This is a genomic window from Gordonia marina (assembly GCF_052036135.1).
Classification (GTDB): Bacteria; Actinomycetota; Actinomycetes; order Mycobacteriales; family Mycobacteriaceae; genus Gordonia.
The window spans coordinates 62,160-84,868 of the sequence record NZ_JBPSDN010000002.1; the positions used below are offsets into that span (position 1 = coordinate 62,160).

General features: G+C 69.8%; 20 protein-coding genes. 16 read left to right on the plus strand and 4 right to left on the minus strand.

The genetic code is table 11. From position 1 onward, the window contains the following. The 5 genes from ACSEEN_RS01245 to ACSEEN_RS01265 all read left to right on the plus strand — a co-directional run bounded on the left by ACSEEN_RS01245 (position 1) and on the right by ACSEEN_RS01265 (position 6,783). Positions 1 to 1,038 carry a taurine ABC transporter substrate-binding protein gene (locus ACSEEN_RS01245; RefSeq protein WP_298446575.1) on the plus strand — a complete coding sequence of 346 codons (1,038 nt, stop codon included), beginning with the start codon at positions 1 to 3 and terminating at the stop codon, positions 1,036 to 1,038. Next, positions 1,016 to 1,861 (plus strand): ABC transporter ATP-binding protein, encoded by an 846-nt coding sequence (locus tag ACSEEN_RS01250; RefSeq protein ID WP_440712051.1) that lies wholly within the window; start codon positions 1,016 to 1,018, stop codon positions 1,859 to 1,861. Before ACSEEN_RS01245 ends, ACSEEN_RS01250 begins: the two co-directional genes overlap by 23 nt. After that, a complete protein-coding gene (locus ACSEEN_RS01255; RefSeq protein WP_440712052.1) occupies positions 1,858 to 2,766 on the plus strand; it encodes a TauD/TfdA dioxygenase family protein in 909 nt (302 codons plus the stop codon). The genes ACSEEN_RS01250 and ACSEEN_RS01255 overlap by 4 nt, the downstream gene beginning before the upstream one ends. Positions 2,767 to 3,766: 1,000 nt before the next feature. Then, entirely contained in the window at positions 3,767 to 5,134 is a 1,368-nt protein-coding gene (locus ACSEEN_RS01260) for an outer membrane protein assembly factor BamB family protein (RefSeq protein ID WP_440712053.1), read from the plus strand. Beyond that, positions 5,134 to 6,783 (plus strand): ABC transporter permease family protein, encoded by a 1,650-nt coding sequence (locus tag ACSEEN_RS01265; protein ID WP_440712054.1) that lies wholly within the window; start codon positions 5,134 to 5,136, stop codon positions 6,781 to 6,783. The genes ACSEEN_RS01260 and ACSEEN_RS01265 overlap by 1 nt, the downstream gene beginning before the upstream one ends. A gap of 44 nt (positions 6,784 to 6,827) precedes the next feature. Here the strand turns inward: ACSEEN_RS01265 and ACSEEN_RS01270 are convergent, their stop codons facing one another. Continuing rightward, a complete protein-coding gene (locus ACSEEN_RS01270; protein ID WP_440712055.1) occupies positions 6,828 to 7,412 on the minus strand; it encodes a TIGR03086 family metal-binding protein in 585 nt (194 codons plus the stop codon). A 42-nt stretch (positions 7,413 to 7,454) separates the two neighbouring features. Here ACSEEN_RS01270 and ACSEEN_RS01275 point away from each other — a divergent pair, with 42 nt between their 5' ends. From ACSEEN_RS01275 to ACSEEN_RS01290, 4 genes are all read left to right on the plus strand, one after another. Further along, positions 7,455 to 8,897 (plus strand): sigma 54-interacting transcriptional regulator, encoded by a 1,443-nt coding sequence (locus tag ACSEEN_RS01275; protein WP_247866489.1) that lies wholly within the window; start codon positions 7,455 to 7,457, stop codon positions 8,895 to 8,897. Then, complete coding sequence (locus ACSEEN_RS01280; RefSeq protein ID WP_440712056.1) at positions 8,887 to 10,875, plus strand: vWA domain-containing protein; 1,989 nt, start codon at positions 8,887 to 8,889, stop codon at positions 10,873 to 10,875. Before ACSEEN_RS01275 ends, ACSEEN_RS01280 begins: the two co-directional genes overlap by 11 nt. A gap of 91 nt (positions 10,876 to 10,966) precedes the next feature. Further along, positions 10,967 to 11,629: a DUF1707 SHOCT-like domain-containing protein gene (locus tag ACSEEN_RS01285; protein WP_247866491.1), complete on the plus strand. Its 663-nt coding sequence runs from the start codon at positions 10,967 to 10,969 to the stop codon at positions 11,627 to 11,629. A gap of 11 nt (positions 11,630 to 11,640) precedes the next feature. Next, the gene (locus ACSEEN_RS01290) at positions 11,641 to 12,105 is read left to right on the plus strand and encodes a hypothetical protein (RefSeq protein WP_440712057.1); all 465 of its coding nucleotides are present in this window, start codon (positions 11,641 to 11,643) and stop codon (positions 12,103 to 12,105) included. A gap of 130 nt (positions 12,106 to 12,235) precedes the next feature. On the opposite strand, the gene ACSEEN_RS01295 is transcribed toward ACSEEN_RS01290, so the two are convergent. After that, entirely contained in the window at positions 12,236 to 13,168 is a 933-nt protein-coding gene (locus ACSEEN_RS01295) for an AEC family transporter (RefSeq protein WP_440712058.1), read from the minus strand. Between the two features lie 191 nt (positions 13,169 to 13,359). On the opposite strand from ACSEEN_RS01295, the gene rpmF reads away from it, so the two are divergent. Beyond that, on the plus strand, positions 13,360 to 13,533 hold the full coding sequence (gene rpmF / locus ACSEEN_RS01300; protein ID WP_247866494.1) for a 50S ribosomal protein L32: 174 nt from the start codon (positions 13,360 to 13,362) through the stop codon (positions 13,531 to 13,533). 209 nt (positions 13,534 to 13,742) lie between these two features. After that, positions 13,743 to 16,001 carry a CocE/NonD family hydrolase gene (locus tag ACSEEN_RS01305; protein ID WP_247866495.1) on the plus strand — a complete coding sequence of 753 codons (2,259 nt, stop codon included), beginning with the start codon at positions 13,743 to 13,745 and terminating at the stop codon, positions 15,999 to 16,001. Between the two features lie 198 nt (positions 16,002 to 16,199). On the opposite strand, the gene ACSEEN_RS01310 is transcribed toward ACSEEN_RS01305, so the two are convergent. Continuing rightward, complete coding sequence (locus ACSEEN_RS01310; protein ID WP_440712059.1) at positions 16,200 to 16,970, minus strand: SDR family oxidoreductase; 771 nt, start codon at positions 16,968 to 16,970, stop codon at positions 16,200 to 16,202. A 181-nt stretch (positions 16,971 to 17,151) separates the two neighbouring features. Here ACSEEN_RS01310 and ACSEEN_RS01315 point away from each other — a divergent pair, with 181 nt between their 5' ends. Genes ACSEEN_RS01315 through ACSEEN_RS01325 form a run of 3 tightly spaced genes read left to right on the plus strand, consistent with a single transcriptional unit; the run spans position 17,152 to position 19,847 of the window. Further along, a complete protein-coding gene (locus ACSEEN_RS01315; protein ID WP_247866497.1) occupies positions 17,152 to 18,072 on the plus strand; it encodes an AurF N-oxygenase family protein in 921 nt (306 codons plus the stop codon). Positions 18,073 to 18,082: 10 nt separating this feature from the next. After that, complete coding sequence (locus ACSEEN_RS01320) at positions 18,083 to 19,666, plus strand: FAD-dependent oxidoreductase (RefSeq protein ID WP_440712060.1); 1,584 nt, start codon at positions 18,083 to 18,085, stop codon at positions 19,664 to 19,666. Positions 19,667 to 19,685: 19 nt separating this feature from the next. After that, complete coding sequence (locus ACSEEN_RS01325) at positions 19,686 to 19,847, plus strand: hypothetical protein (protein ID WP_298446587.1); 162 nt, start codon at positions 19,686 to 19,688, stop codon at positions 19,845 to 19,847. A 28-nt stretch (positions 19,848 to 19,875) separates the two neighbouring features. On the opposite strand, the gene ACSEEN_RS01330 is transcribed toward ACSEEN_RS01325, so the two are convergent. Beyond that, the gene (locus ACSEEN_RS01330) at positions 19,876 to 20,112 is read right to left on the minus strand and encodes a hypothetical protein (RefSeq protein WP_440712061.1); all 237 of its coding nucleotides are present in this window, start codon (positions 20,110 to 20,112) and stop codon (positions 19,876 to 19,878) included. 269 nt (positions 20,113 to 20,381) lie between these two features. Here ACSEEN_RS01330 and ACSEEN_RS01335 point away from each other — a divergent pair, with 269 nt between their 5' ends. Both ACSEEN_RS01335 and ACSEEN_RS01340 read left to right on the plus strand, forming a co-directional pair. Next, entirely contained in the window at positions 20,382 to 21,068 is a 687-nt protein-coding gene (locus ACSEEN_RS01335; protein WP_298446589.1) for a response regulator transcription factor, read from the plus strand. A gap of 57 nt (positions 21,069 to 21,125) precedes the next feature. Next, positions 21,126 to 22,544: a HAMP domain-containing sensor histidine kinase gene (locus tag ACSEEN_RS01340; RefSeq protein WP_247867921.1), complete on the plus strand. Its 1,419-nt coding sequence runs from the start codon at positions 21,126 to 21,128 to the stop codon at positions 22,542 to 22,544. Positions 22,545 to 22,709: the final 165 nt, after the last annotated feature.

Below are 22,709 nucleotides of genomic sequence, written 5' to 3' on the forward strand. Positions count from 1 at the left end.
ATGAAGATTCGTCCCCACCTGCTGCTCGCCGTGATCGCCGTGGTGCTGGCCGCGGTCACCGGCTGCTCGGTGTCGAACTCGGGCGACTCGTCCAAGCCGACCATCCGGCTCGCGTACCAGAGCTTCCCGAGCGGTGACCTGATCGTGAAGAACAATCACTGGCTGGAGGAGGCGCTCCCGGACTACAACATCGTCTGGACCAAGTTCGATTCGGGCGCCGACATCAACACCGCGTTCATCGCCAAGAAGGTCGACTTCGGCGCCATCGGGTCCAGCCCGGTCGCCCGGGGTCTGTCCGACCCGCTGCGCATCGGCTACAAGGTGGCCTTCGTGCTCGACGTCGCCGGCGACAACGAGGCGCTGGTGGCCCGCAACGGCACCGGTATCGAATCGGTCGCGGACCTGAAGGGCAAGCGCGTGGCGACGGCGTTCGCGTCCACCGCGCACTACAGCCTGCTGGCCGCGCTGGCCCAGGCGCACGTCGACCCGAAGTCGGTGGACATCATCGACCTGCAGCCGCAGGCCTCGCTCGCCGCCTGGCAGCGCGGGGACGTCGACGCCGTCTACACCTGGCTGCCGACGCTCGACGAGTTGCGCAAGACCGGCAAGCAGCTGATCTCCAGCCGCCAGCTGGCCACCGACGGCAAGCCGACCCTCGACCTGGGCGTGGTGCGCAGCGACTTCGCCGCGAAGAACCCGAAGGTCGTCGACGCCTGGCGACAGGTGCAGGCCCGCGCCCTGAACCTGATCAAGTCCGACCCGGCCGCCGCCGCGAAGGCGGTCGCCGCGCAGATCGGCACCACCGAGGCCGACGCCGCGGCACAGCTGAGCCAGGGCATCTTCCTCACTCCGGCGCAGATCGCCTCGCCGGAATGGCTGGGCACGCAGGGGCATCCGGGCAATGTCGCGCACAATCTGCGCGCCGCCGCGGAGTTCCTCAAGGAGCAGAACCAGATCCCCTCGGTGCCGTCGCAAGCCGACTTCGACGCGGCGATCTACACGGAAGGACTGCCCGGTGTCTTCGACGACGTCCACTGAACGCGGCACCACCCGCGCACCCGCGGACCGCCCGGCGGGCCGGGTCTCGATCACCGGTGCGGTCCGCGAGTACGGCAAGGGCGACCAGCGCGTCACCGCGCTCGGACCGGTGGACCTGCAAGTACCGGCCGGGGAGTTCGTGGTCCTCGTCGGACCGTCCGGTTGCGGCAAGTCGACGCTGCTGCGGCTGATCGCCGGCTTCGAGCCGGCGACCGCCGGCACGGTGCTCGTCGACGCTGCGGCGCCGGTGCCGGGACACAGCTCCGGGGTGGTCTTCCAGCAGCCCCGGCTGTTCCCGTGGCGGACCGTGCGCGGCAACGTCGCGCTGGCCCTGAAATACGCCGGAGTCCCGCGTGCGGAGCGCGCCGCCCGCGCCGACGACCTGCTCGAACGGGTCGGGCTGCACGGCACCGGCGACCGGCGGATCTGGGAGATCTCCGGCGGCCAGCAGCAACGTGTCGCGATCGCCAGGGCGCTCGCGGTGCCGACCTCGCTGCTCCTCATGGACGAGCCCTTCGCCGCCCTCGACGCGCTCACCCGCGAACGACTCCAGGCGGACGTGCGCCGGGTCGGCGCCGAATCGGGCCGCACGACGATCTTCGTGACCCACAGCCCGGACGAGGCGGCCTTCCTCGGGACGCGGATCGTCGTGCTGTCCGGCCGGCCCGGCCGGATCGTCGCCGATCTGCGCTCGACGCTGCCACGCACCGGCGTCGACCCCGATGCCCTGCGGGAGACCGGTGACTACCACCGGCTCCGGACCGAGATCGCGACGGCCGTCAAGGCGGCGGCCGCCGCAGCCGAGAGAGGACAACGATCATGACCGCCATCATCACCGCCCCGGCCGCGCGCAGCCGCGGAGTCGAGTTCGACGTCGAACGTCTCGGCCCGAACCTCGGTGCGCGGCTGCACGGCGTCGACGTCGCCGCCGTCGACGACGCCCAGGTCGCCGCGATCCGCGCGGCGCTCACCGAATTCAAGGTGCTGATCCTGCGCGACCAGGCGATCGACGACGCCGCGCACATCGATTTCGCCCGCCGTCTGGGTGACGTGACCTTCGGGCATCCGGTCTGGGACAGCGGCGACGTGCCTGACGAGGTGTACGAACTCGACAGCGCCGACGGCGGTTTCGCCGACGTCTGGCACACCGATGTCACCTTCATGCCGCGTCCGCCGGCCGCGTCGGTCCTGCGGCCGCTGATCCTGCCCGACACCGGCGGGGACACCAGCTGGGCCGACGCGGAGGCCGCGTACGCCTCGCTCTCGGCGCCGCTGCGACGGCTCGCCGATCAGCTGGTGGCCGTGCACGACGGGAACCGCGAATTCGGCTACTACCTGCGCCAGCGCCGCGGCGGGTCGGGCAACGTCTGGGACGGTGAACAGGTCCGCGACCTGCGCCCGGTCCGGCACCCGGTGGTCCGGATCCACCCGGAGACCGGCCGTCGCAGCCTGTTCGTGAACCCCGGCTTCACCTCGCACATCGAGGGCGTGTCGGACGCGGAGAGCCGGGGGCTGCTCGACGTCTTCTATGCGCACCTCACCAAGCCAGAGCACCTCGTGCGGCACCGCTGGCGCCTCGGCGACCTGGTGCTCTGGGACAACCGCAGCACCGCCCACTACGCCAACCGGGACTACACCCAGCGGCGCCTGATGCATCGGGTCACCCTGCGCGGCGACCTCCCGGTCGGCCCGAACGGCCCGATCGAGCCCTACCTGGACCCAGCGTGACGAGGTGCTTTGTCTGACGGCGCCGCTCTGACGGCTCACGGTCCATATGTGCACACGTGAGCTGCCATGGTGCCGGTGTCATGCGGGGGTGGTGTGCGGCCGGTGCCGCCAGGAGCCGGTGATCGCCCGGATGTCCTCGACCACCTCGTCCCAGCCGAAGAGGGCGTCGTCGTAGGTGAGCCGGATCGTGATCCATGCGCCCGCGGCCCGTACCAGTCCTTCCGCGGCGACGTCAGTGACCCGGCCGCGAGCATCCTGCGCCGCTGCATCGCGTCGATCCCCAGTGCCGCCAGTTCGTCCCGGAAGGACACGCCGTGCATCGCCCCGGCCTGCCCCGCCTTGACCGCGTCGACGGCACCCCGGCGCATCACGATTCAGGCCTGAGTTCGCGCACCTGAGCACAGATTCGACGGTTCAGGAGCGATTGGCGCTGGTCAGGAGGTCTCTGTTTCGGCGGTTCAGGCACTAATCCAGGCCGGTGTCGCCCTATCGCAGACGTCGAGGCGAGGATGTTGACGTGATCGCGGGACGCCGACCGGCCTCGCGCAAGGGAGTTGTTGTCGCTCAGAGTGGGCAGATCAGGCGTCCCAGCACCCAGGGGTGACCGGCCGACGACGCTGTCGTCACACCGACGCCGGCGCTGCACGATCGAGTTCTGCCCACTCTGAGCGACAACGCACCGACAAACGATCAAGGCCCGCCCGCGGTGCTGCTCCGGATCGAAGCCGCGCGAACTCAGGTCAGATAGGCACGTGTGACCGGCTATCGTGCCGTCGTCGTGCACGACGACGCGGGGTGTCGGCGGGGACGATCGCTCGCATCGGTACGCTTGCCCCGTTTGTGAACAATTTCGGTGGGGGGACGAGCATTGCCTGCGGAGTCGCGCGGAGTTTCGGGATCGGAGCAGTGGGGTGAGCAAGTAAACGACGCGCTGATCCGCCTGGGTCGCCGCGCCCTGCGCGGCGCATTGGGTGTTGGATTCGGCCTGTTGCCTGCCGCGATGACAATGGCGGTCCTGAGCATCCGCGGCACCGACGACGTCACCGAGCACGGGGTGACCCTCTCCGACGTCAGCCGCGTGCCGACGAACGCGATCATCCTGTTCGCCGCGGCGCTGGTCCTGCTCGTCGGCGCGGTGATCGCGGTGCTGCCGAAGCTGCGGAAAGACACCGCCGCGTGCGCGATCCTGATTGCCGCGGGCACCGCGCTGCTACTGACAGTGGTGTTCTCCCTGTACTTCGGCCTCCCCGGCGGCGACTCCGGTCACGACGACAAGGTGATCTCCGGGAGCGCCCGGCTGCGGGGACTCGCGGCGTTCTGGCTGGCCATCGTGGGACTCGGCGCCATCCTCGGCTGGTTCATCGGGGTCGTCGACGTGGTGAAGGCGCCGATCCGCCGGAGCGTGGTGCTCCTGACGGCCGTCGTGGTCGGCGTGGTGTCGGTGACCTTGATCGGGGTGGTCCAGCCGTGGCGTGGACAGCCGGCGGACACCTCACGTGTCGTCATCGACCGCATCCGGATACCGGACCCGGCGCCGCAGGCACCCCCGGCCGCGGTGAAGCTTCCGGGGAAGGAACTTCCCGATATCGTCAGCCTCTCCGGGAACGCGACGATCATCGGCTCGGGAATTCTGCTCCTCGACTCCGAGCGGGCCGCCATGTTCAACCTCGACGGGTCCGTGCGCTGGACGGCGAACCCTCCCGGTGGGGTGGGCCGGTCCTTTTCGATCGGCTCCATCCCGGAGGCGGGCGTGGTGCTGATCGCGACCCGCGCCGGGCTGTCCGGCATCGATGCGAGGACCGGCCGGACGCTGTGGGAGCGTGCTCCGGAAGACATGTCCAGGGTGTATCCGGACCTCGCCAGGGTGTATCCGTACCTCGAGCGAGAGGACGGCCTGCCAACGGCGTCGACCCTGACGGAAGTCGTCGATCTCGGTCGCGCGCTCCTGATCCTCGACCCGCGAACAGGGAAGCCGCGCCACCGTCATGAGTTCGCGGCCGACTGCGCACCGATCAGGGTGTCGGACGATGCCGGCGGTGTCGTCGTCGAGGCAACCTGCGTGGACGACCATTTCTACGAGCAGCGCATCGACGGCGCCACCGGCGCGGCGGGGCCGAAACGCTGGTACCGCCGAATGGGCGGCCTTGGTACCGACGATCCGTTGATGCGACCGTCGACGACCGAGTCGCCGGTGATCACGCTGGCCGACCAGGTCCTGACGATCAAGGACGGACGGCTCGTCGTCACCGACCGGAAGACGCACCGGGTGCAGTCCTTCGACGGCTACGTGCGGATTTACGACGTACCCGGTGGCGTACTCGCCGAGCACGGGTCCGGACGATTGACCTACTTCCCCGGGGTGGCGTGATGACCGAATCGAACCCGATGGCCCGCGGTGCCGCGCTCGCCTCGGCCCTCGTCGCCGGCGTCCTGGCCGTGTTGGCGCTGGTGTGGTCCGGCGGACTCTCCTCGGCTCCCGCCGTCCAAGGACAAGTGCGGTGGACGGCGATATTCGCTCTTGTCGCCGTGGTGCTGTCGATCGCTCTCGCCCTCGCACCGGTACGGCGTGCGCGGCGCAGCGCCGCGACGGTCGCCGGAGTGATCGCTGTGGTGGTTCTCGGCATCCGGACTGTCCACCTCAGTCATTCATTGGCGACGATCGCCTTCCTCGATTCGCGGCACAGCGCCTTGCTGGCAACCTTGTCGTTGACGGCCGGTGCGGTGTCGTTGCTCGGTGTCGCGCTGGCGACGGCTATTGCGCCCCGTCCAGACCGGACAAGGCGATTGCGTGCGGCCGGTTACGCCGGGCTGGCGATGGCCGTGGTGTGGACCCTTGCGGTCGGGATGGCGGTCGGCTCCGCACCCGCGACGCCGTGGCGGTCGTCACCGACCACGGCCGCCCCCGCCGAGTCCGCGCCGCTCACCGGAATCGACGAGGTCGCGTTCCGGAAACGACTCGAGTACGACGCCGACGTGTACCCGATCGAGGGCGGCTTCTTGGTCGACGGCAGCCCGATGACCGCGTACGACGGGCGCACCGGGCAGCGCAGGTGGTCGTTCGGGTTCGACGGGTATCCGCCGGAACCCAGTCAGAAGTCCCGCGAGGTCCGCAGCATTACGGTCCGCGATGCCGGCCGCGAAGTGGTGGTGACCAGCGGGATATTCACGGTGGGACTCGACGCGGTCAGTGGCCGCATGCGCTGGCGGTCGGCAGCCGAATCGGCTGCGATCCCGGGAAAGGACCGCCGGAATATGGACGAGCGGTCGGCCACCTGGATTCACGACGACGATCAGTGTGCCGCGCTGCTCGCGACGGCCGAGTACACGGCGCGACGTGTTTGCGACACCGATCGGATCGACATCTCCGGGCCGGGTGGCACCAACCGCGTGTTGACGATTCCCTCGCCAGCGGGTTTCAGATTCGACAATATGTGGGACGCCGGAGCGGGTCTGCTCGTGGTGACCTCCACTCCGTCGGGTCGTCAGAGCGGAGACAAGATCGTCCCGACTTCGGTGGCGGTGATCGACGGACGCAGCGGATCGGTCATCGATCAGTTCGAAGTCTCCACGAGTCGGGTCCGGATGGCGCTGGTCGGGACTGCGCACAACGGTCTCCTGCCGGTGGTCGTCCAGCAGAAGCGGCCGGGCAGCGAATGGGGGCGGGACGTGCTGGAGCTCCGTTCGCTGCGGAAGCACCAGAGCACGAGTCTCCTGCTACCCGACGAGGGAGTGGTGAACGGAACGCTGAGAGGCATCGGCGTGGTGATTGGAGCGTTCGCCTGGGTGGAGGACCGGCTGATCCTCGCGCGCGTGCACGGCCTGACCGTGGTCGATACGGGACAGTCGAACGCGCTGACGTATCGAGCTTCACCATGCATCGGCGATCAGGAGTCGTCCAAGATCACCGATCTCGTCGGCGTACCGGGATCGCTTATCGTCCGGTGCGAGTCGGGGCCGTTCGGCTACAAATTGCCGTTCGACTTACCATTCCGCGGCGAGCTCGTCGGCCTGCGCTGATCGCGGTTGCGCAGCCCGCCGGGCTCGTGCACGACGAGGCCCTATCAGGAGCCGAAGTGCGGGTCCCGGCCGGTGAAGGCGATCAGCTTGTCGGTGGCCGAGGCGCCGTGACCGGCGTGGACCTCGGGACCGAAGATCCCGGGGCCGCGGTAGATCTCGGCGGGCATGTCCTTGAACATGCCGCGGATGAAGTCGACGGCTTCGCCGGGGATCTCCACCCGGCGGCCGGTCGCGGCGGCGATGTCCCAGCCGTGCAGGAACAGGTCGGCGGCCGGGAAACTCAAACCCTCTTCGATGGTGCGCGGTCCCCGCGGTGAATCCACCACCCGATCGAGGTCGTCCACCGAGGTCGCGGCGTCGCGGGCGGCGGCCTCCACCTGCGCCCACCACGTGCCGGGGTCGCCGGTCACCGCCCCACCCGGCGGATCGACGCGGGTGAACTCCACCGGTTCACCGGCGAGGATCGCGGCGCCCATCGCGGTGGCCGCGCCGACGTGACCGAGGACGTCGAGCGCCGTCCAACCGGCGCACGGCGACGGCCGGCCCCACCCTTCGGCGGGCACCGCGTCGACCACCTCGCCGAAGAAATCGAGTCCGTTGGAGTACATCTGCAGCGAGTCCCAGGCCATGAGATCGACGCTACCCGCGGGATCGGCGAGTAGCGTGGAATCGTGGCATTCGAGACTGCGCACCACTCCGCGAAATCCTCCGCTCCGACCGCCGCGACACTCGGCGAACTTCGCGCCTCCGGGCACGTCGAACGCGACGTCCGGGACGAGATCCGGCACAACCTGCTCACCGCCCTGCGCGCCGGGGACGACCCGTGGGAAGGGATCGTGGGCTTCGAGTCCACGGTGGTCCCACAGTTGGAGCGGGCCCTGATCGCCGGGCACGACGTGGTGCTCCTCGGCGAGCGCGGCCAGGGCAAGACCCGACTCCTCCGCACGCTGCCGAATCTGCTCGACGAGTGGACGCCGGTGATCGCCGGCTCCGAGCTCGACGAGCACCCGTATTCGCCGATCCTCCCCGAATCGATCCGCCGCGCCGCCGGGCTCGGCGACGACCTGCCCGTCGAATGGCGTCACCGCAGCGAGCGATACAGCGAGAAGCTCGCCACCCCGGACACCTCGGTGGCCGACCTCGTCGGCGACATCGACCCGATGAAGGTGGCCGCCGGCCGCAGCCTCGGCGATCCGGAGACCATCCATTTCGGCCTCATCCCGCGCGCGCACCGCGGGCTCATCGTCATCAACGAGCTGCCCGACCTCGCCGAACGCATCCAGGTCTCCATGCTCAACGTGATGGAGGAGCGCGACATCCAGGTCCGCGGCTACAACCTGCGCCTGCCGCTCGACGTCCTCGTCCTGGCCAGCGCCAACCCCGAGGACTACACCAACCGCGGCCGCATCATCACCCCGCTCAAGGACCGCTTCGGCGCCGAGATCCGCACCCACTACCCGCTGGAGCTGGACGACGAGATCGACGTCATCGAGCAGGAGGCCGACCTCGTCGCGACGGTGCCGGGCTTCCTCATCGAGATCCTCGCGAGGTTCACCCGCTACCTGCGCGACCACCCGTCGATCGACCAGCGCTCCGGTGTCTCGGCGCGCTTCTCCATCGCCGGGGCGGAGACCGTCGCCGCGGCGGCGCTCCACCGCGCGACGGTGACCGGCGAAGAGATCGCCGTCGCCCGGCCGATCGACCTCGAATCGGTGATCGAGGTGCTGCGCGGCAAGGTCGAGTTCGAGTCCGGTGAAGAGGGCCGCGAACTGGAGATCCTGGAATACCTCCTGCGCAAGGCCACCGCCGACGCGGTCCGCGCGGGCCTCGGCGGCATCGACATGCGACCGCTCGTCGAGCGGCTGGAAGGAGGCGACGCGGTGCTCACCGGCGACCGGATCCCGGCCGCGCAGGTGCTCGACGCGCTCGACGACGATGCCGTCACCGATCTGCTCGACGAGCTGGCCGAGCAACTCGAGATCGACGACGCCGAACGCGCGAGCGCCCTCGAATTCGCCCTCGAGGGGCTGTATCTGGCGCGCCGCATCGGCAAGGAGCCCGACGAGCGCGGCCGCACCGTCTACCACGTCGAGCAGCCCGACGATGAGTCCTGACCGCTATCACCGCACCCGCTACCGGCGCTACACCGGTGGCCCTGATCCGCTGGCGCCGCCGGTGGATCTGCGGTCGGCGCTGGACGCGATCGGCGAGGACGTGATGTCCGGGGTGTCGCCGGAGCGGGCGCTGCGCGAATTCCTGCGCCGCGGCGACGGCACCACCCGCGGGCTCGACCGGCTCGCCGAACTCGCCAACCGGCGGCGCCGGGAACTCCTGCGCGAACGCAACCTCGACGGCACCTTCGGCGACATCCGGAAACTGCTCGACGAGGCGGTGCTCGCCGAACGCAAGCAGCTCGCCCGGGACCTCGACGACGAGGCCCGGTTCGCCGAGATGCAGATCGGCGCGCTCCCGTCGTCGACGGCGCAGGCCGTGCGCGAACTGGCCGACTACCAGTGGCGCAGCTCCGAGGCGCGGGAGAAGTACCAGCAGATCGCCGACCTCCTCGGCCGGGAACTCCTGGACCAGCGGTTCGCCGGGATGAAGCAGGCGCTCGAAGGCGCGAATGAGCAAGACCGCCAAGCGATCTCGGAGATGCTCAGCGACCTGAACGAGCTTCTCGACGCCCACAACCGCGGCGAGGACACCACCGAGCGGTTCGCCGAGTTCATGAACAAGCACGGGGAGTTCTTTCCGGAGAATCCGGAGAACACCGAGGAACTGATCGACGCGCTGGCACGCAGATCGGCGGCGGCGCAGCAGTTCTTCAACTCGCTCACCCCGGAGCAGCAGGCCGAACTGGCGGAACTCTCGCAGCAGGCGTTCGGCTCACCGCAGTTGATGGGGCAGCTGTCGCAGATGGATGCGGCGCTACGGGAGGCGCGGCCGGACCTGGATTGGGATGGCGGGCAGCGCTTCTCCGGCGACAACCCGATGGGACTCGGCGAGGGCGCCGCCGCCCTGCGCGACATCGGGGAGCTGGAAGACCTGGCCGAACAGCTTTCCCAGGGCTACGCCGGGGCGCAGCTGGAGGACATCGACCTCGACGCCCTCACCCGGCAGCTCGGCGACGAGGCCGCCGCCGACGCGCGGACACTCGCCGAACTCGACCGGGCACTGCGTGAGCAAGGCTTCTTCCAGCGCGACCCGGACGGGCAGCTGCGGTTGTCGCCCAAGGCGATGCGTCAGCTCGGGCAGGCGATTCTGCGTGACATCGCCGCGCAGCTGTCGTCGCGAGCGGGGGAGCGCGACGCCGACGTCGCGGGCCGGCTCGGTGAGCCGACCGGCGCCACGCGCGAATGGGCGTACGGCGACACCGAGCCCTGGGATGTCACGCGCACCATCGGGAACTCGGTGCTGCGGACCGTCGCCGAGGCCCCGCCCGGATCGGATCCGCTGGCGGACATGGCCTCTCGTGGTGTGCGCATCGACATGGGCGACGTCGAGGTGACCGACACGCAGGCACGCCCGCAGGCCGCCGTCGTCCTGCTGGTCGACACGTCGTTCTCGATGGTGATGGAGGGTCGCTGGACGCCGATGAAGCGCACGGCCCTCGCGTTGAACCAGCTGATCTCGACGCGGTTCCGTTCCGACGAACTGCACCTGATCGAGTTCGGCCGCTACGCCCGCGACACCGACGTCAACGAACTGACCTCGCTGGAACCCCGGATGGAGCAGGGCACCAACCTGCATCACGCGCTGCTGCTGGCGCAGCGGCATCTGCGGCGCTTCCCGAACGCGCAGCCGGTGGTGCTGGTGGTGACCGATGGCGAGCCGACCGCGCATCTCGACTCGGGCGGGGAACCGTTCTTCTACTACCCGCCGCACCCGCAGACCATCGGCCTCACCGTCCGCGAACTCGACCACCTGTCCCGGATGGGTGCCCAGGTGACCTTCTTCAAACTGGGCGACGACCCCGGGCTCGCCCGCTTCGTCGACCAGATCGCCCGCCGCATCGGCGGCCGCGTGGTGAGTCCGGACCTCGACGGCCTGGGCGCCGCCGTCGTGGGCGACTACCTCCGCTCGCGCCACTGACTCCCATGACGGTCGAGCGGAGTCGAGACCACTGACTCCCATGACGGTCGAGCGGAGTCGAGACCACTCCCGCGCACATACACTGACAAGCGTGACCCAACCGCAGCACGGCAAGTACTACCCGGCGCCGATCGGGAACGACCAGCGCGCCGGGATTCGCGCCAGCAACGCGGACCGCGAGGAGGCGCACGCCTTTCTCTCGGCCGCGATGAGCGTGGGTGCGCTGACCCCCGAGGAGTACACCGACCGGGCCGGTACGGCGATGGCGGCGACCACCCTCGCCGACCTGGACGCCCTGTGCGCCGACCTTCCGATGAACCGGCTGACCGGCGCCGTGGCCGACGTGACACTGAACGAGACCCGGGTGAGCGATTCGGGCGCCGCCCCGGTGACTCGGGCCGTCGCCATCATGTCGGGCAGCGAGATCAGCGGTGGCGCGGTGGTCGGCGCTCACCTGTCGGTGGTGGCGTTCATGGGCGGCGCCGAGATCGACCTGCGCGACGTCGAGTTCACCTCCCCGATCCTGGAGATCTCGTGCCAGGCGATCATGGGCGGGATCCGGATCACCGTGCCGACCGATGTGACCGTCGAGGTCCACGGCTCGGGCATCATGGGCGGCTTCTCCGGGCGCGCGGCGGGCCCCGGCCAGCCCGGCGCTCCGCGCATCGTGATCCGCGGTTTCGCGCTGATGGGCGGGGTCGACACCCGGCGCGTGGGCCGCGGCGACGACACCGGCCCCCGTCGCGCGAACTGAGGCCCGCGCGGATGGGCGTGACGAACGAGTACTTCGCGGCGGCCGACGACACCGCCGCGGCGCGGGTCCTGGGAGTGGGCCTCGGAGTGGTGCTCGGGCCGCTCGACGACGGCTTCGTCCTCGGCGGTCCGGTCCTGGGGCCCGACCCCGTCGTCGAACTGACCACGCTGGAAGCCCTGCTCCGGGGCCTGCCGGACGAGGCCGCGATCGCGCTGATCGACCGCCCCGACTGCGGGCGGGTCGTCGCCGGTGATCCGGGCGAGCAGGCGGTGCTGGCGGTCGCGGACGGCACGGTGGCCGCACTGCTGGGCGCCGACGACGGTGCGCTGGAACGAGCGGCCGGTCCGTGGTCGCAGGCCGAGGAGTTCTGGGGGCAGGCCGAGCCCGAGGTGCTGCTGGCGGTGGCGACCGCCCTGCGCGAGCTGTGCCGGCGGGCGGAGTCCACGGCGCGCGTCTACTGCCTCACGACTCTCTGACGGAGCTGACCGTACCGTGACGTAGCTTTGCCGGGGAACCCGTCGTCCTCGGTGAAACCGCAGGTCGCCGGCATTTCGGCGGCACATCACCGAAAGCTACGCCACGGTCGGGTCACGATGCGCCGAGCCGCTACGTCAGCACGACGGCCAGCAGGGCGATCACCGGGATCGACGCGATGGTGGTGACCAGGGCGCTGTCCCGGGCCAGGATCTCGCCGCGGGAGTAGCGAGTCGCGTAGACCAGCACGTTCTGCGCGGTCGGCAGGGCGGCGATCACCACCTGCGCGAACAGGTGGTGGCCGGTCATGCCGAAGCCCCACCGGGCCAGCACGTAGGCGAGCGCCGGCATGACCAGCATCTTCAGCACGCTCGCTAGCGCGATGTCCTGGCGCGGCGCCGCGCCCTTGGCGAACACCTTCACCCCCGTCAACGACAATCCGAAGGCCAGCAGGGCGAGCGGAACGGAGGCCTTTCCCAGCATGTCCAGCGGCGAGAACACCGCCGCGGGCAGGTGCACACCGGCCAGCGACAGCGCCAGACCGATCAGGCCGCCGATCACGATCGGGTTGCTCAGCGGGGTACCGATGGTGCGCCACAGCGACCCCCGGTGCGCCGCGTCGAGCGCGGTGAGGTCGAGCACGGTCAGTGCCACCGGCGAGTACAGCATGATCTGGAACAGCAGCAGCGGTGCGATGAACGACGCATCGCCGAGCACGAACAGTGCGATCGGCAGCCCCAGGTTGACGCTGTTCACGTATGACGACGAGAGCGCGCCGACCACGGCCTCGGGCACCGGCCGCCGCCACAGCAGGCGGACCAGGAGAAAGTAGATCGCCCCCACCGACACGGCGGTGATCGCCGCGACGGCCAACGTCGAGGAGAAGACCACGGACAGATCGTTGCTGGTCAACGAGGTGATCATCAGTGCTGGCGTGCACACGAAGAACACCAGCCGGGCCAGGACGGAGATCCCGTGCTCACCGAGGACGTCGAATCGGCCGAGCAGCCAGCCGATCACGACCACGATGAGGATGACGGTGAAACCCGAGACGACGCCTGACACTGCCGCCAGTCTAAAGGTGCCTGGCGCCGCGTTTTGCCACCGGGCACCCGCGGCCGTTAGTCTGTTCTGGTTGTGTGTTGCGCGGGTAGCGCGCAACACCTCAGCGAGACTTGGCCGCGAGTCGGCCGGATCGGGTACCCCGAACCCCACTCGCGCACGCAGGATAGAGCTAGTAGAGAAGGGCTGGAACCATGGCAGTACCGAAGCGCCGGATGTCGCGGGCGAACACCCGCAGTCGTCGTTCGCAGTGGAAGGCGGACAACGCCCCGCTGCAGGAAGAGAAGATCAACGGCGTGACCCAGCGCATGCCGCGCCGCCTGGTCAAGGCCGCGAAGCTGGGCCTGGTCGACCTCGACCGCCGCTGAGCTAAGACACTCGACGAAGCCGCGATTCCCTCCGGGGGATCGCGGCTTCGTCGTTTCTCCGCCGTGGCGGTCCGGCCCTCACGATACGAAGATGTACCGAAATCACGATCGCTCAATACGAATCTGTATTGAATCTGTTACTCTCACCCCTCAGATGTGACAGAGATCGCCCTCGCCGAGGGTGAAGACGAATCAGGGTTGGGGAATCCATGCGCCGTTCGATCTGGACCGCCGTCCTGGCGGCCGTACTCGTGCTCGCCGGGCTCGGTCAGTCGCCCGCGACCGCCGCGCCGCGCGTCGGAAGCGGCCACGGCAGCGTCTACCAGGCGTATCTGCTCGACGCCCGGCCGGGCGCGCAGGTCCGGCTCCTCAACGGCGCCGGGGCGACGGTCGGCAGCGGAACGGTCGACCGCCTCGGCTCCTTCCTGGTGCGCGATCTGCCGGCCGGCGGCGGCTATCGCTTCGTGGTGAACGGCGCCACCGGCAACACCTTCGCCGTGCGCGACGAGGCGCCGCCGAACCGCTCGCTCTACACCGGCCAGCATCTGCGGCCCGGACTGAACTACGTGCGCATGCGCGACGGCGTCGAACTGGCCGTCACCGTCCGGCTGCCGATCGGCAAGACCATGGCCGACGGCCCGTTCCCGACCGTGATCGAATACTCCGGCTACCAGCACGCGGCGCCCGACGACTTCCTTCTCGGCGCGCTCGGCGGCCTCGCCCACATGCCCGATCCGATGGCCCCGGCCACCGGCACGCTGCTGGGCAACGAGGTGGCGCCGGTCGCCGGTTTCGCCTCGGTCAATGTCCAGATGCGCGGCTCGGGCTGCTCCGGTGGCGCCTTCGACCTGTTCGACTACCCGACCATCTACGACGGCTACGACATCGTCGAGACCGTCGGCGCGCAGTCCTGGGTGAAGCACCACAAGGTCGGCATGGTCGGCATCTCGTTCTCCGGCATCTCGCAGATCTCCGTCGCCGGCACACGGCCGCCGAGCCTGGCCGCGATCGCCCCGATGAGCCTCACCGACGACCTCTACTCGACCGGTTTCCCCGGGGGCATCTTCAACACCGGTTTCGCGAACTCCTGGCTGTCCGACCGGCAGGCCGAGGCGCGCCCGGCGCCGGAGAAGGGCGCCCAGCCGTACGCGATCGAACTGGTCCGCCGGGGTGACCAGCACTGCAAGGCCAACCAGAAGCTGCGGCTACAGACCCAGCAGATCAAGCAGCTGATCGAGGAGAACCCGACCCGCAACCGGGCGCTGCTCGACCACCGGTCGCCGTCGTACTGGGCGCCGAAAGTGAACGTGCCGGTGTACCTGGTCGGCGCCCTGCAGGACGAGCAGACCGGACCGCAGTGGACGTCGATCATCGACAAGTTCAACGGCAACAAGAACGTGTGGGTGCGGATGATGAACGGTGCCCACCTCGACTCGATCGGGCCGCAGTTCCTCGGCCCGTGGTACGAGTTCCTGCGCATCTTCGTCGACCGGACGGCACCGACGCAGAACGACGCACTCACCGGGCTGATGCCGGTGATCTACGGGGCGGTGACCAACTCTCCGGGACGGCCGCTGGTGACGGCCCGGCACCCGGAAGCCACCACGCTCGCGCAGGCCAAGCGGGCCTTCGAGCGGGACCCGCGCGTGCAGGTGTTCTTCGACAACGGGTCCGGCACCCCGATCCCGGGCAATCTGTCGTCCCCGTGGTCGCGGGGCTTCAGCGCGTGGCCGGTCCCGGCGGCCGGTGACGGCCAGCGCTGGACGCTCGACGCCCGCGGCGCGCTGACCGGCGCGCCCGGCGCCGCGTCGACCGTCGCCTTCCGGCCCGATCCGAAGGCGCGCCCGGCCGGGACGATGAACGTCTCGGGCGCCTCGACCGAGCCGTGGTCGGCCTCGGCGAAGTACGACTGGGCGCCGATCCCCGGCCGGGCCGGCGTCGGATTCGTGACCGGTGCCCAGCCTCACGACCTGATGGCGGTCGGCCCGGCGAGCCTGGATCTGAAGCTGTCGAGCAGTGCGCCCGACACCGATCTGCAGGCGACCGTGTCGGAGGTGCGGCCGGACGGCACCGAGATCCTGGTGACCACCGGGGTGCTGCGGGCCTCGCTGCGTCAGACCAACGCGCAGGCGACGGCGCTGGATCCGCGCCGCGACTGGCTCACCCCGACACCGATGTCGGGGGTCCAGACCATGCGGATCTCGCTGAATCCGATCGCCCACACCTTCCGCGCGGGGTCGAGGATCCGCGTCACGATCACCGCGCCCGGCGGCGACAAGACGTCGTGGCGCTTCGACACCCCGGCGACCGGCGGCCGGGTGATCGACACGCTGCAACTGGGCGCGGGCGGTTCGACGCTGGTGCTCCCGGTGATTCCGGGCCAGCGGGCCGGCGGGCCCACCCCGCCGTGCGAATCGTTGCGCGGTGAGCCCTGCCGGTCGTACCGCCCCGCCTTCAACGGCGGCTAGCGCCGGGAAGGTCGTTTCGACACGTCTCGGCTAGCGCCTCGACGGCTCAACGGGCTGTCGCAGCCTGCTCGCCTCGACGGCGGGGGGGGCTGTCGGTGACCTGCCGCAGCCCGCCCCGCCGTCGACGAACATTTCGACGGAGCTCAATGTGAACTCCGTGAGGAGACGTGTCGAAACGCCCCTCCCGAAAACGGCGACTTACTGCGACAGCACCTTGTTGACCAGGCGGACGGCGCTGTTCGGGAGGAACTTGGAGGCGTTGCCGAGGAACGTGGTCTGGGCGCCGACCGAGTAGCTGGTGCGACGGGTCAGCAGGTCGACGCGGTTCGGGTGCACCGACTCCCACACCTTCTCGGCGACGTCCTCGGGGGTGAGCCGCACGCCGAGGGTCTGCGTCGACTTCGCGTCGGTGTCGGCGAGCGCGGTCTTGGCCCAGAGCGGCCAGATCGAGACGGCGCGGATGTCGTCGTGCTGCCATTCCAGTTCCAGCGCCTCGGTGAGGCCGCCGACGAAGAACTTGGTGGCGCTGTAGACGGCGATGCCGGGCTGGCCGTAGATCGCCGAGGCCGACGCGATGTTCACCAGGTGCGCGCCGGGGGTCGCCTTGAGGTAGGGGTGGGCGGCCTGCGCGCCGAGGGCGACGCCGAGGGCGTCGATGTCGATCTGTGCCTTGATCGCCTCGGGGGTGATGTCGGCCAGGTCGCCGGAGATCAGGATTCCGGCGTTGTTGTCGAGGACGTCGAGACGGCCGTCGGTGTGCGAGGTGAAATCGGCCAGCGCGTCGGCCCACTGCTGCGGCTCGCGGACGTCGAGCTTGCCGGTGATGAAGTCCGGGTTCTCCGCCTTCGCAGCGGCGAGGGCGTCGTCGCTGACGTCGTAGATCCCCACGGTCCAGCCCTCGCCGGCGAAGCGCTTGGCCGTCGCCAGACCGATGCCGGCGGCACCTCCGGAGATGAAGATCGATGACATGAGTTCCTCCACTCGTCCCGCGCGCAGGGCGTGTCCCTCCGCAAAACTTACTGATCAGTAACGGTTCCAGACGCCTCGACCCGGGCGCAACCCGGTGATAACGTGACAATAGATGTTGTAACAATGAAGTCCGTCACACGACGGGCTCGCGCACACGACGTCCCCAATGGAGGTGGACGACATGACTGTCACCGTGAACAACGACGTTCTCACCAGCCTGCAGGATGACGGACCGAACGAGGTCTCGGAACGACTGCTGGCCTCGGCCGCCCGGCTGTCCCGCAACGCGATGACCGAGATCGACTGGTCGCTGCCGATGGACCCGGACAAGTACGGCTGCAGCCCGGAGTGGAGTTCGCTCTACGGCACCGACTACTGGAACGAGATGTCCGAGGAGCAGCGGATCTCGCTGACCCGGCACGAGTTCGCGTCGATCATGTGCATCGGTATCTGGTTCGAGATGATCCTTCAGGAGATGGTCGTCCGCGACCAGTACCTGGGCCAGTATCACTCGCCGGAGTTCCAGTTCGCGCTCACCGAGATCGCTGACGAGTGCCGTCACTCGATCATGTTCGCCAAGGCATCGGAGAAGATGGTGGGCCGGTCGTACCGGCCGGGGCGCACGGTCGGACGGCTCGGCAAGTTCTTCAAGGCGACGGCCAAGAACGAGGTCGCCTACGCCGGGATCCTGGTGGCCGAGGAGGTGCTCGACGTCTTCCAGCGCGGCTGCATGCGCGACGATCGCGTCCTCCCGTTCATCCGGACCGTGAACGAGATCCACGTCCTCGAAGAGTCGCGTCACATGAAGTTCGCGCGCGAAGAGGTGCGCGAGTCGGTGCAGGGCATCAGCCGGTTCCGCCGCCAGTTCAGTGCGCTCTACGTCGCCCTCGGCGCGTACATGATCGTCACCAATCTGATCCAGCCGCAGGCCTACGCCGACGCCGGGCTCGACGCCGACCGCGCCGTCGCCGAGGCCGGCGCCAACGCGCACTTCCATTCGATGATCCGCAGCAGCTGTGCGCACCTCATGGAGTTCCTCGATGAGGTCGGACTGCTCACCAAGCCGGCGATGCGGTACTACCGCGCCGCCCACATGCTGTAACGGAGCGACGATGGTCTTCGTCATCACGCAGTCGTGCTGCAGCGACGCCGCGTGCGTCGCCGTCTGCCCGGTGAACTGCATCCATCCGACGCCCGAGGAACGCGGCTTCGGTACCTCCGACATCCTGCACGTCGACCCGCAGGCCTGCATCGACTGCGGTGCGTGCGCCGACGCGTGCCCGGTGAACGCGATCTTCCCGGCCGACAAGCTCGGCCCGCGCGACCGGATCTTCGCCGAGATCAACGCCGACTACTACGCGAACAACCCGCACATCTCGTCCGGGTGGAGCGATGTGGTCTATCCGGACCTGCCGCGGCTGCCGGACGGCCTGCGCGTGGCCGTGGTCGGCACCGGTCCGTCCGGCGGCTACGCCCTGCGGACCCTCCTGAACCGGACTCGCGCGCACGTCACGGTGATCGACCGGCTGCCCACACCGGGTGGCCTGGTCCGCGCCGGGGTGGCGCCGGATCACCCGAGCACCAAGGACGTGATGCGCACCTTCGACATCCTCTACCGGGATCCGAAGGTGACCATGGCGACCAACGTGGAGGTCGGGGACGACGTCGAGGCCGGCCAGATCACGCCCGCCGAACTGGCCGAGCACTTCGACGCCGTCTTCTACGCGGTCGGCGCATCCCAGAGCCGCCGCCTCGGGATCGAGGGGGAGGATCTGCCCGGATCGACCTCGGCGACCGATCTGGTGGCCTGGTACAACGCGGTGCCGGGCGCGCCCGACCCCCGGATCCCGGCGCACGGCACCGGCCGCGCCGTGATCGTCGGCACCGGCAACGTGGCGCTCGACGTCGCCCGCATCCTGGTGTCGCCGCCGGAACTGCTGGCCCGCACCGACATCGCCGACCGCGCCCTGGCGCTGCTTCGGGAACAGAACATCCACGAGGTGGTCGTGCTCGGCCGCCGCGGCCAGGAGTCCGCGGCCTACACCGCTGCCGAATACCGCGCGCTGTCGGTGATCCCGGGCGTGGAGGTGGTCGTGCACGACGACGCCGACGGGCCGCTGCCCGAACTGGACCGGCCGGCGGACCCGGAGAACCGGCGCATCGTCTTCCTCTTCCACACCTCCCCGGTGCGGACCGACGGCGACGGCCACCTCGAGACGGTGACGGTGCGGACCGGCGAGCGCGAACATCCGATCGCGGCCGACCTGCTGGTGCGCTCCATCGGCTACCGGTCGGCGCCGATCGGCGGCCTGCCGTTCGACGCCGATGCCGGCTACTTCCCGAACGTCGACGGACGGGTGATCGGTGCCGACGGCGAGCCGCTGCCGGGCACCTACGTCCTCGGCTGGGCCGGCCGCGGTTCCACCGGCGGCATCGGTGCGAACAAACTGCAGGCGACCGCGACGGTCGAGAGGTTCATCGACGACGTGGTGAACGGCGGAATCGTGCGGCCGACGTCGGAGCCGGAGGCGTTCGACGCCCTGCTGCGCCGCCGGAAGCGGGCCGTCGTCGGATACCGCGGTATCCGGGCGATCGACCGCCGGGAGCGGGAGAATGGGCGGCAGCAGCGGCGCCCGCGGGTGAAGTTCACGGAGGTCTCCGACATGCTCTCGGCCGCGGGCCGCCGCAAACGCTGACCGAAGGAGAGTGACCCGTATGTTCGGCATGAAGGGGCGCAACGAGCGCATGCACGACGCCGAGCTGGCGCAGGCGCGCGAGCAGGCCGAGGCCGCCGTCCGCGACACCGAGACCGACGATTCGTTCACCGATCCGGATGAGCCGCTGGAAGCCGAAGAGGAACCGACCGCGCCGGAGTGACCCTGCCCGGGTCCACCGAGGCCGGCGGCTACCGGGCCCGGGCGGCGCTGTCCGCGTCCAGCCGCTTGCGCCGGGCTTCACCGTCGAACGACCAGGTGCCGTAGAAGACCGAGCACACGGCGACGATCGCGAACCCGATCAGCCCGGCGATCGCCTGCGTCGTGAGCCCGGTTCCGCACCAGGCCGGAACCGTCAGTGCCGCGAGCCACGCCACGCGCCACGAGATCCCGCGCACCGTGACATCGCGGTTCCTTGTCAACACCATCGTCGCTCCCGTTCTGTGCGGTATCGCGTACCGGCTCACATGATCATCCGGCGCGGCGCGGCGCCGCGGGCGTCGCTGAGGCGAATACGCGCAGGTAGATTCGCCGAAACCGGTTTCTGGTCCAGAAATCTCGCGACCGCCGGATACCGGTCCGGCGGGCGCCGGCATGCCGGACCGGAATGCGGTCCGGAGGCCGCGCCGCCGTGGAAGGCGCTTTCCCGGCGCGGCGCTCAGCGCCTTCTTACCTGGGAGGGTTAAGACTAGTAGCCATGCGGATTCTTGTGGTCGACGACGATCGTGCCGTCCGGGAGTCGCTGCGCCGCTCCCTGACCTTCAACGGCTACACCGTGGAGACGGCCGGCGACGGGCTGGAGGCACTGGAGAAGGTGGTGGCCGATCGGCCCGACCTGATGGTGCTCGATGTGATGATGCCGCGCCTGGACGGACTCGAGGTGTGCCGCCGGCTCCGTTCGGCCGGCGACGACCTGCCGATCCTGGTGCTGACCGCGCGCGACTCGGTGTCCGAGCGGGTGAGCGGCCTGGACGCCGGCGCCGACGACTACCTGCCCAAACCCTTCGCCATGGAAGAACTGCTCGCGCGGCTGCGGGCCCTGTCCCGGCGCACCACCCGCGACGACGACCTGGACTCCGAGGCCATCAGCTTCGAGGACCTGACCCTCGATCCGGTGACCCGCGAGGTGACCCGCGGTGAACGGCAGATCAGCCTCACCCGCACCGAGTTCGCGCTGCTGGAGATGCTGATGAGCAATCCGCGCCGCGTGCTCACCCGCAGCCGGATCCTGGAGGAGGTCTGGGGCTACGACTTCCCGACCTCGGGGAACGCGCTGGAGGTATACATCGGCTACCTGCGCCGCAAGACCGAGGCCGACGGCGAGTCGCGCCTCATCCACACCGTCCGCGGCGTCGGCTACGTGCTCCGCGAGAACGCGCCGTAGCTCGTGGGTCCCTTCGGGCGCGGCCTGACCCGCCGCGCGCACGCGGCCAAGCGCACCATGCGCGACCCGCTGCCGCTGACCCGCTCGGTGTCGCTCCGCAGCCGCGTCGCGCTGCTCGCGGCGGCCGTCGTGGCGCTCAGCGCGATGCTGATGGCCGGGGCCACCTACGTCTTCGTCTACCGCGCGCTGTATCAGGACGTGGACACCCAGCTCACCGCGCGCGCCGACGGGATGACGGCGCTGGCCACCACCGGACAACTCGCGGCCGACCCTAAGAGACTGCTCGCCGGCACCGTCTTCTCCACCAACATCACCATCGCGCTGGTGCAGCCGGACGGGCATGCGTACGGGGTGGGCGACGTCCCCTTCGAGGAGGCTGAACGCAAGATCGCCGCCTCGACCAATCCGCCCGGCAAGCTCAACCAGAGCCTGCGCACGGTCGGCAACTACCGGGTGCTCGCCCGCAAGCTGTCCGACGGCACCACGCTGGTGCTGGCCCAGAGTCTGGACCACACCGACGCCATCCTGCGGCGACTCGCCTCGGTGCTGTTCGTGGCCGGCGGGATCGGTGTCGTCTTCGCGGTGGTGGCCGGCACCGTCGTCGCTCGCGGCGGATTGAGACCCGTGGCCCGGCTCACCGAGGCCGCCGAACGGGTCGCGCGAACGCAGGATCTACGGCCGATGCCGGTGGTCGGGCGCGACGAGCTGGCCCGTCTCACCGAGGCGTTCAACGCGATGCTGGCCGCGGTGGCGGAGTCGCGGGACAAACAGGCGCGGCTGGTCGCCGACGCCGGCCACGAACTCAAGACGCCGCTCACCTCGCTGCGCACCAACCTGGAACTGCTGATCGCCGCGTCCGAACCGGGCGCGCCGCCGGTGCCCGCCGCCGACATGATCGAGCTGCGCTCGGATGTCGTCGCCCAGATCGAGGAGTTGTCGACGCTGGTGGGCGACCTGGTCGACCTGGCCCGCGAGGACTCCCACGACGCGGTCTTCGAGGAGTGCGACCTCGAGGAGATCATCGACGAATGCCTGGTCCGGGTACGACGACGCCGCACCGACGTCGACTTCGAGGTGTCGACCCAGTCGTGGTTCGTCTTCGGCGAGGTCAGCGGGCTCTCCCGGGCGGTGCTGAACGTGCTCGACAACGCCGCGAAGTGGAGTCCGCCCGGCCGCGCGGTGCAGGTCCGGCTGCGTCAGACCGGCCCGGAGACCGCCGAACTGACCGTCGCCGACGCGGGTCCGGGCATCCCGCCGGAGGACCGCGAGCTGGTGTTCGAGCGCTTCTACCGAGCGGCGTCGACCCGGTCCATGCCGGGTTCCGGCCTGGGCCTGGCGATCGTGCGGCAGGTGGTGGAGCGCCTCGGTGGCCGGGTGCGGGCGGAGCAGTCCGAACAGGGCGGCGCCCTGATCCGCATGACCTTCCCCGGCCTGCCCATCCACACCGAACCCGACCCTGTGCTGGTCCCGCGGTAGTACCTTGTCATGCCGCTGCGGTTACCGCCGAGCCCATCACCAGCCCGTTGAGCCGCCGCGGAGCCCATCACCAGCCCGTTGAGCCGCCGCCGAGCCCATCACCAGCCCGTTGAGCCGCTGCCGAGCCCGATAGGGCGAGGTGGCGAGTCGAATCGCCCACCAGTC

Excerpts from the sequence above, each read along its gene's own strand:
- ACSEEN_RS01245 (WP_298446575.1), top strand. The coding sequence starts at position 1 with ATGAAGATTCGTCCCCACCTGCTGCTCGCCGTGATCGCCGTGGTGCTG.
- ACSEEN_RS01255 (WP_440712052.1), top strand. The coding sequence starts at position 1,858 with ATGACCGCCATCATCACCGCCCCGGCCGCGCGCAGCCGCGGAGTCGAG.
- ACSEEN_RS01260 (WP_440712053.1), top strand. The coding sequence starts at position 3,767 with ATGACAATGGCGGTCCTGAGCATCCGCGGCACCGACGACGTCACCGAG.
- ACSEEN_RS01265 (WP_440712054.1), top strand. The coding sequence starts at position 5,134 with ATGACCGAATCGAACCCGATGGCCCGCGGTGCCGCGCTCGCCTCGGCC.
- ACSEEN_RS01270 (WP_440712055.1), bottom strand. The coding sequence starts at position 7,412 with ATGGCCTGGGACTCGCTGCAGATGTACTCCAACGGACTCGATTTCTTC.
- ACSEEN_RS01280 (WP_440712056.1), top strand. The coding sequence starts at position 8,887 with ATGAGTCCTGACCGCTATCACCGCACCCGCTACCGGCGCTACACCGGT.
- ACSEEN_RS01290 (WP_440712057.1), top strand. The coding sequence starts at position 11,641 with ATGGGCGTGACGAACGAGTACTTCGCGGCGGCCGACGACACCGCCGCG.
- rpmF (WP_247866494.1), top strand. The coding sequence starts at position 13,360 with ATGGCAGTACCGAAGCGCCGGATGTCGCGGGCGAACACCCGCAGTCGT.
- ACSEEN_RS01305 (WP_247866495.1), top strand. The coding sequence starts at position 13,743 with ATGCGCCGTTCGATCTGGACCGCCGTCCTGGCGGCCGTACTCGTGCTC.
- ACSEEN_RS01310 (WP_440712059.1), bottom strand. The coding sequence starts at position 16,970 with ATGTCATCGATCTTCATCTCCGGAGGTGCCGCCGGCATCGGTCTGGCG.
- ACSEEN_RS01315 (WP_247866497.1), top strand. The coding sequence starts at position 17,152 with ATGACTGTCACCGTGAACAACGACGTTCTCACCAGCCTGCAGGATGAC.
- ACSEEN_RS01320 (WP_440712060.1), top strand. The coding sequence starts at position 18,083 with ATGGTCTTCGTCATCACGCAGTCGTGCTGCAGCGACGCCGCGTGCGTC.
- ACSEEN_RS01325 (WP_298446587.1), top strand. The coding sequence starts at position 19,686 with ATGTTCGGCATGAAGGGGCGCAACGAGCGCATGCACGACGCCGAGCTG.
- ACSEEN_RS01330 (WP_440712061.1), bottom strand. The coding sequence starts at position 20,112 with ATGGTGTTGACAAGGAACCGCGATGTCACGGTGCGCGGGATCTCGTGG.
- ACSEEN_RS01335 (WP_298446589.1), top strand. The coding sequence starts at position 20,382 with ATGCGGATTCTTGTGGTCGACGACGATCGTGCCGTCCGGGAGTCGCTG.
- ACSEEN_RS01340 (WP_247867921.1), top strand. The coding sequence starts at position 21,126 with ATGCGCGACCCGCTGCCGCTGACCCGCTCGGTGTCGCTCCGCAGCCGC.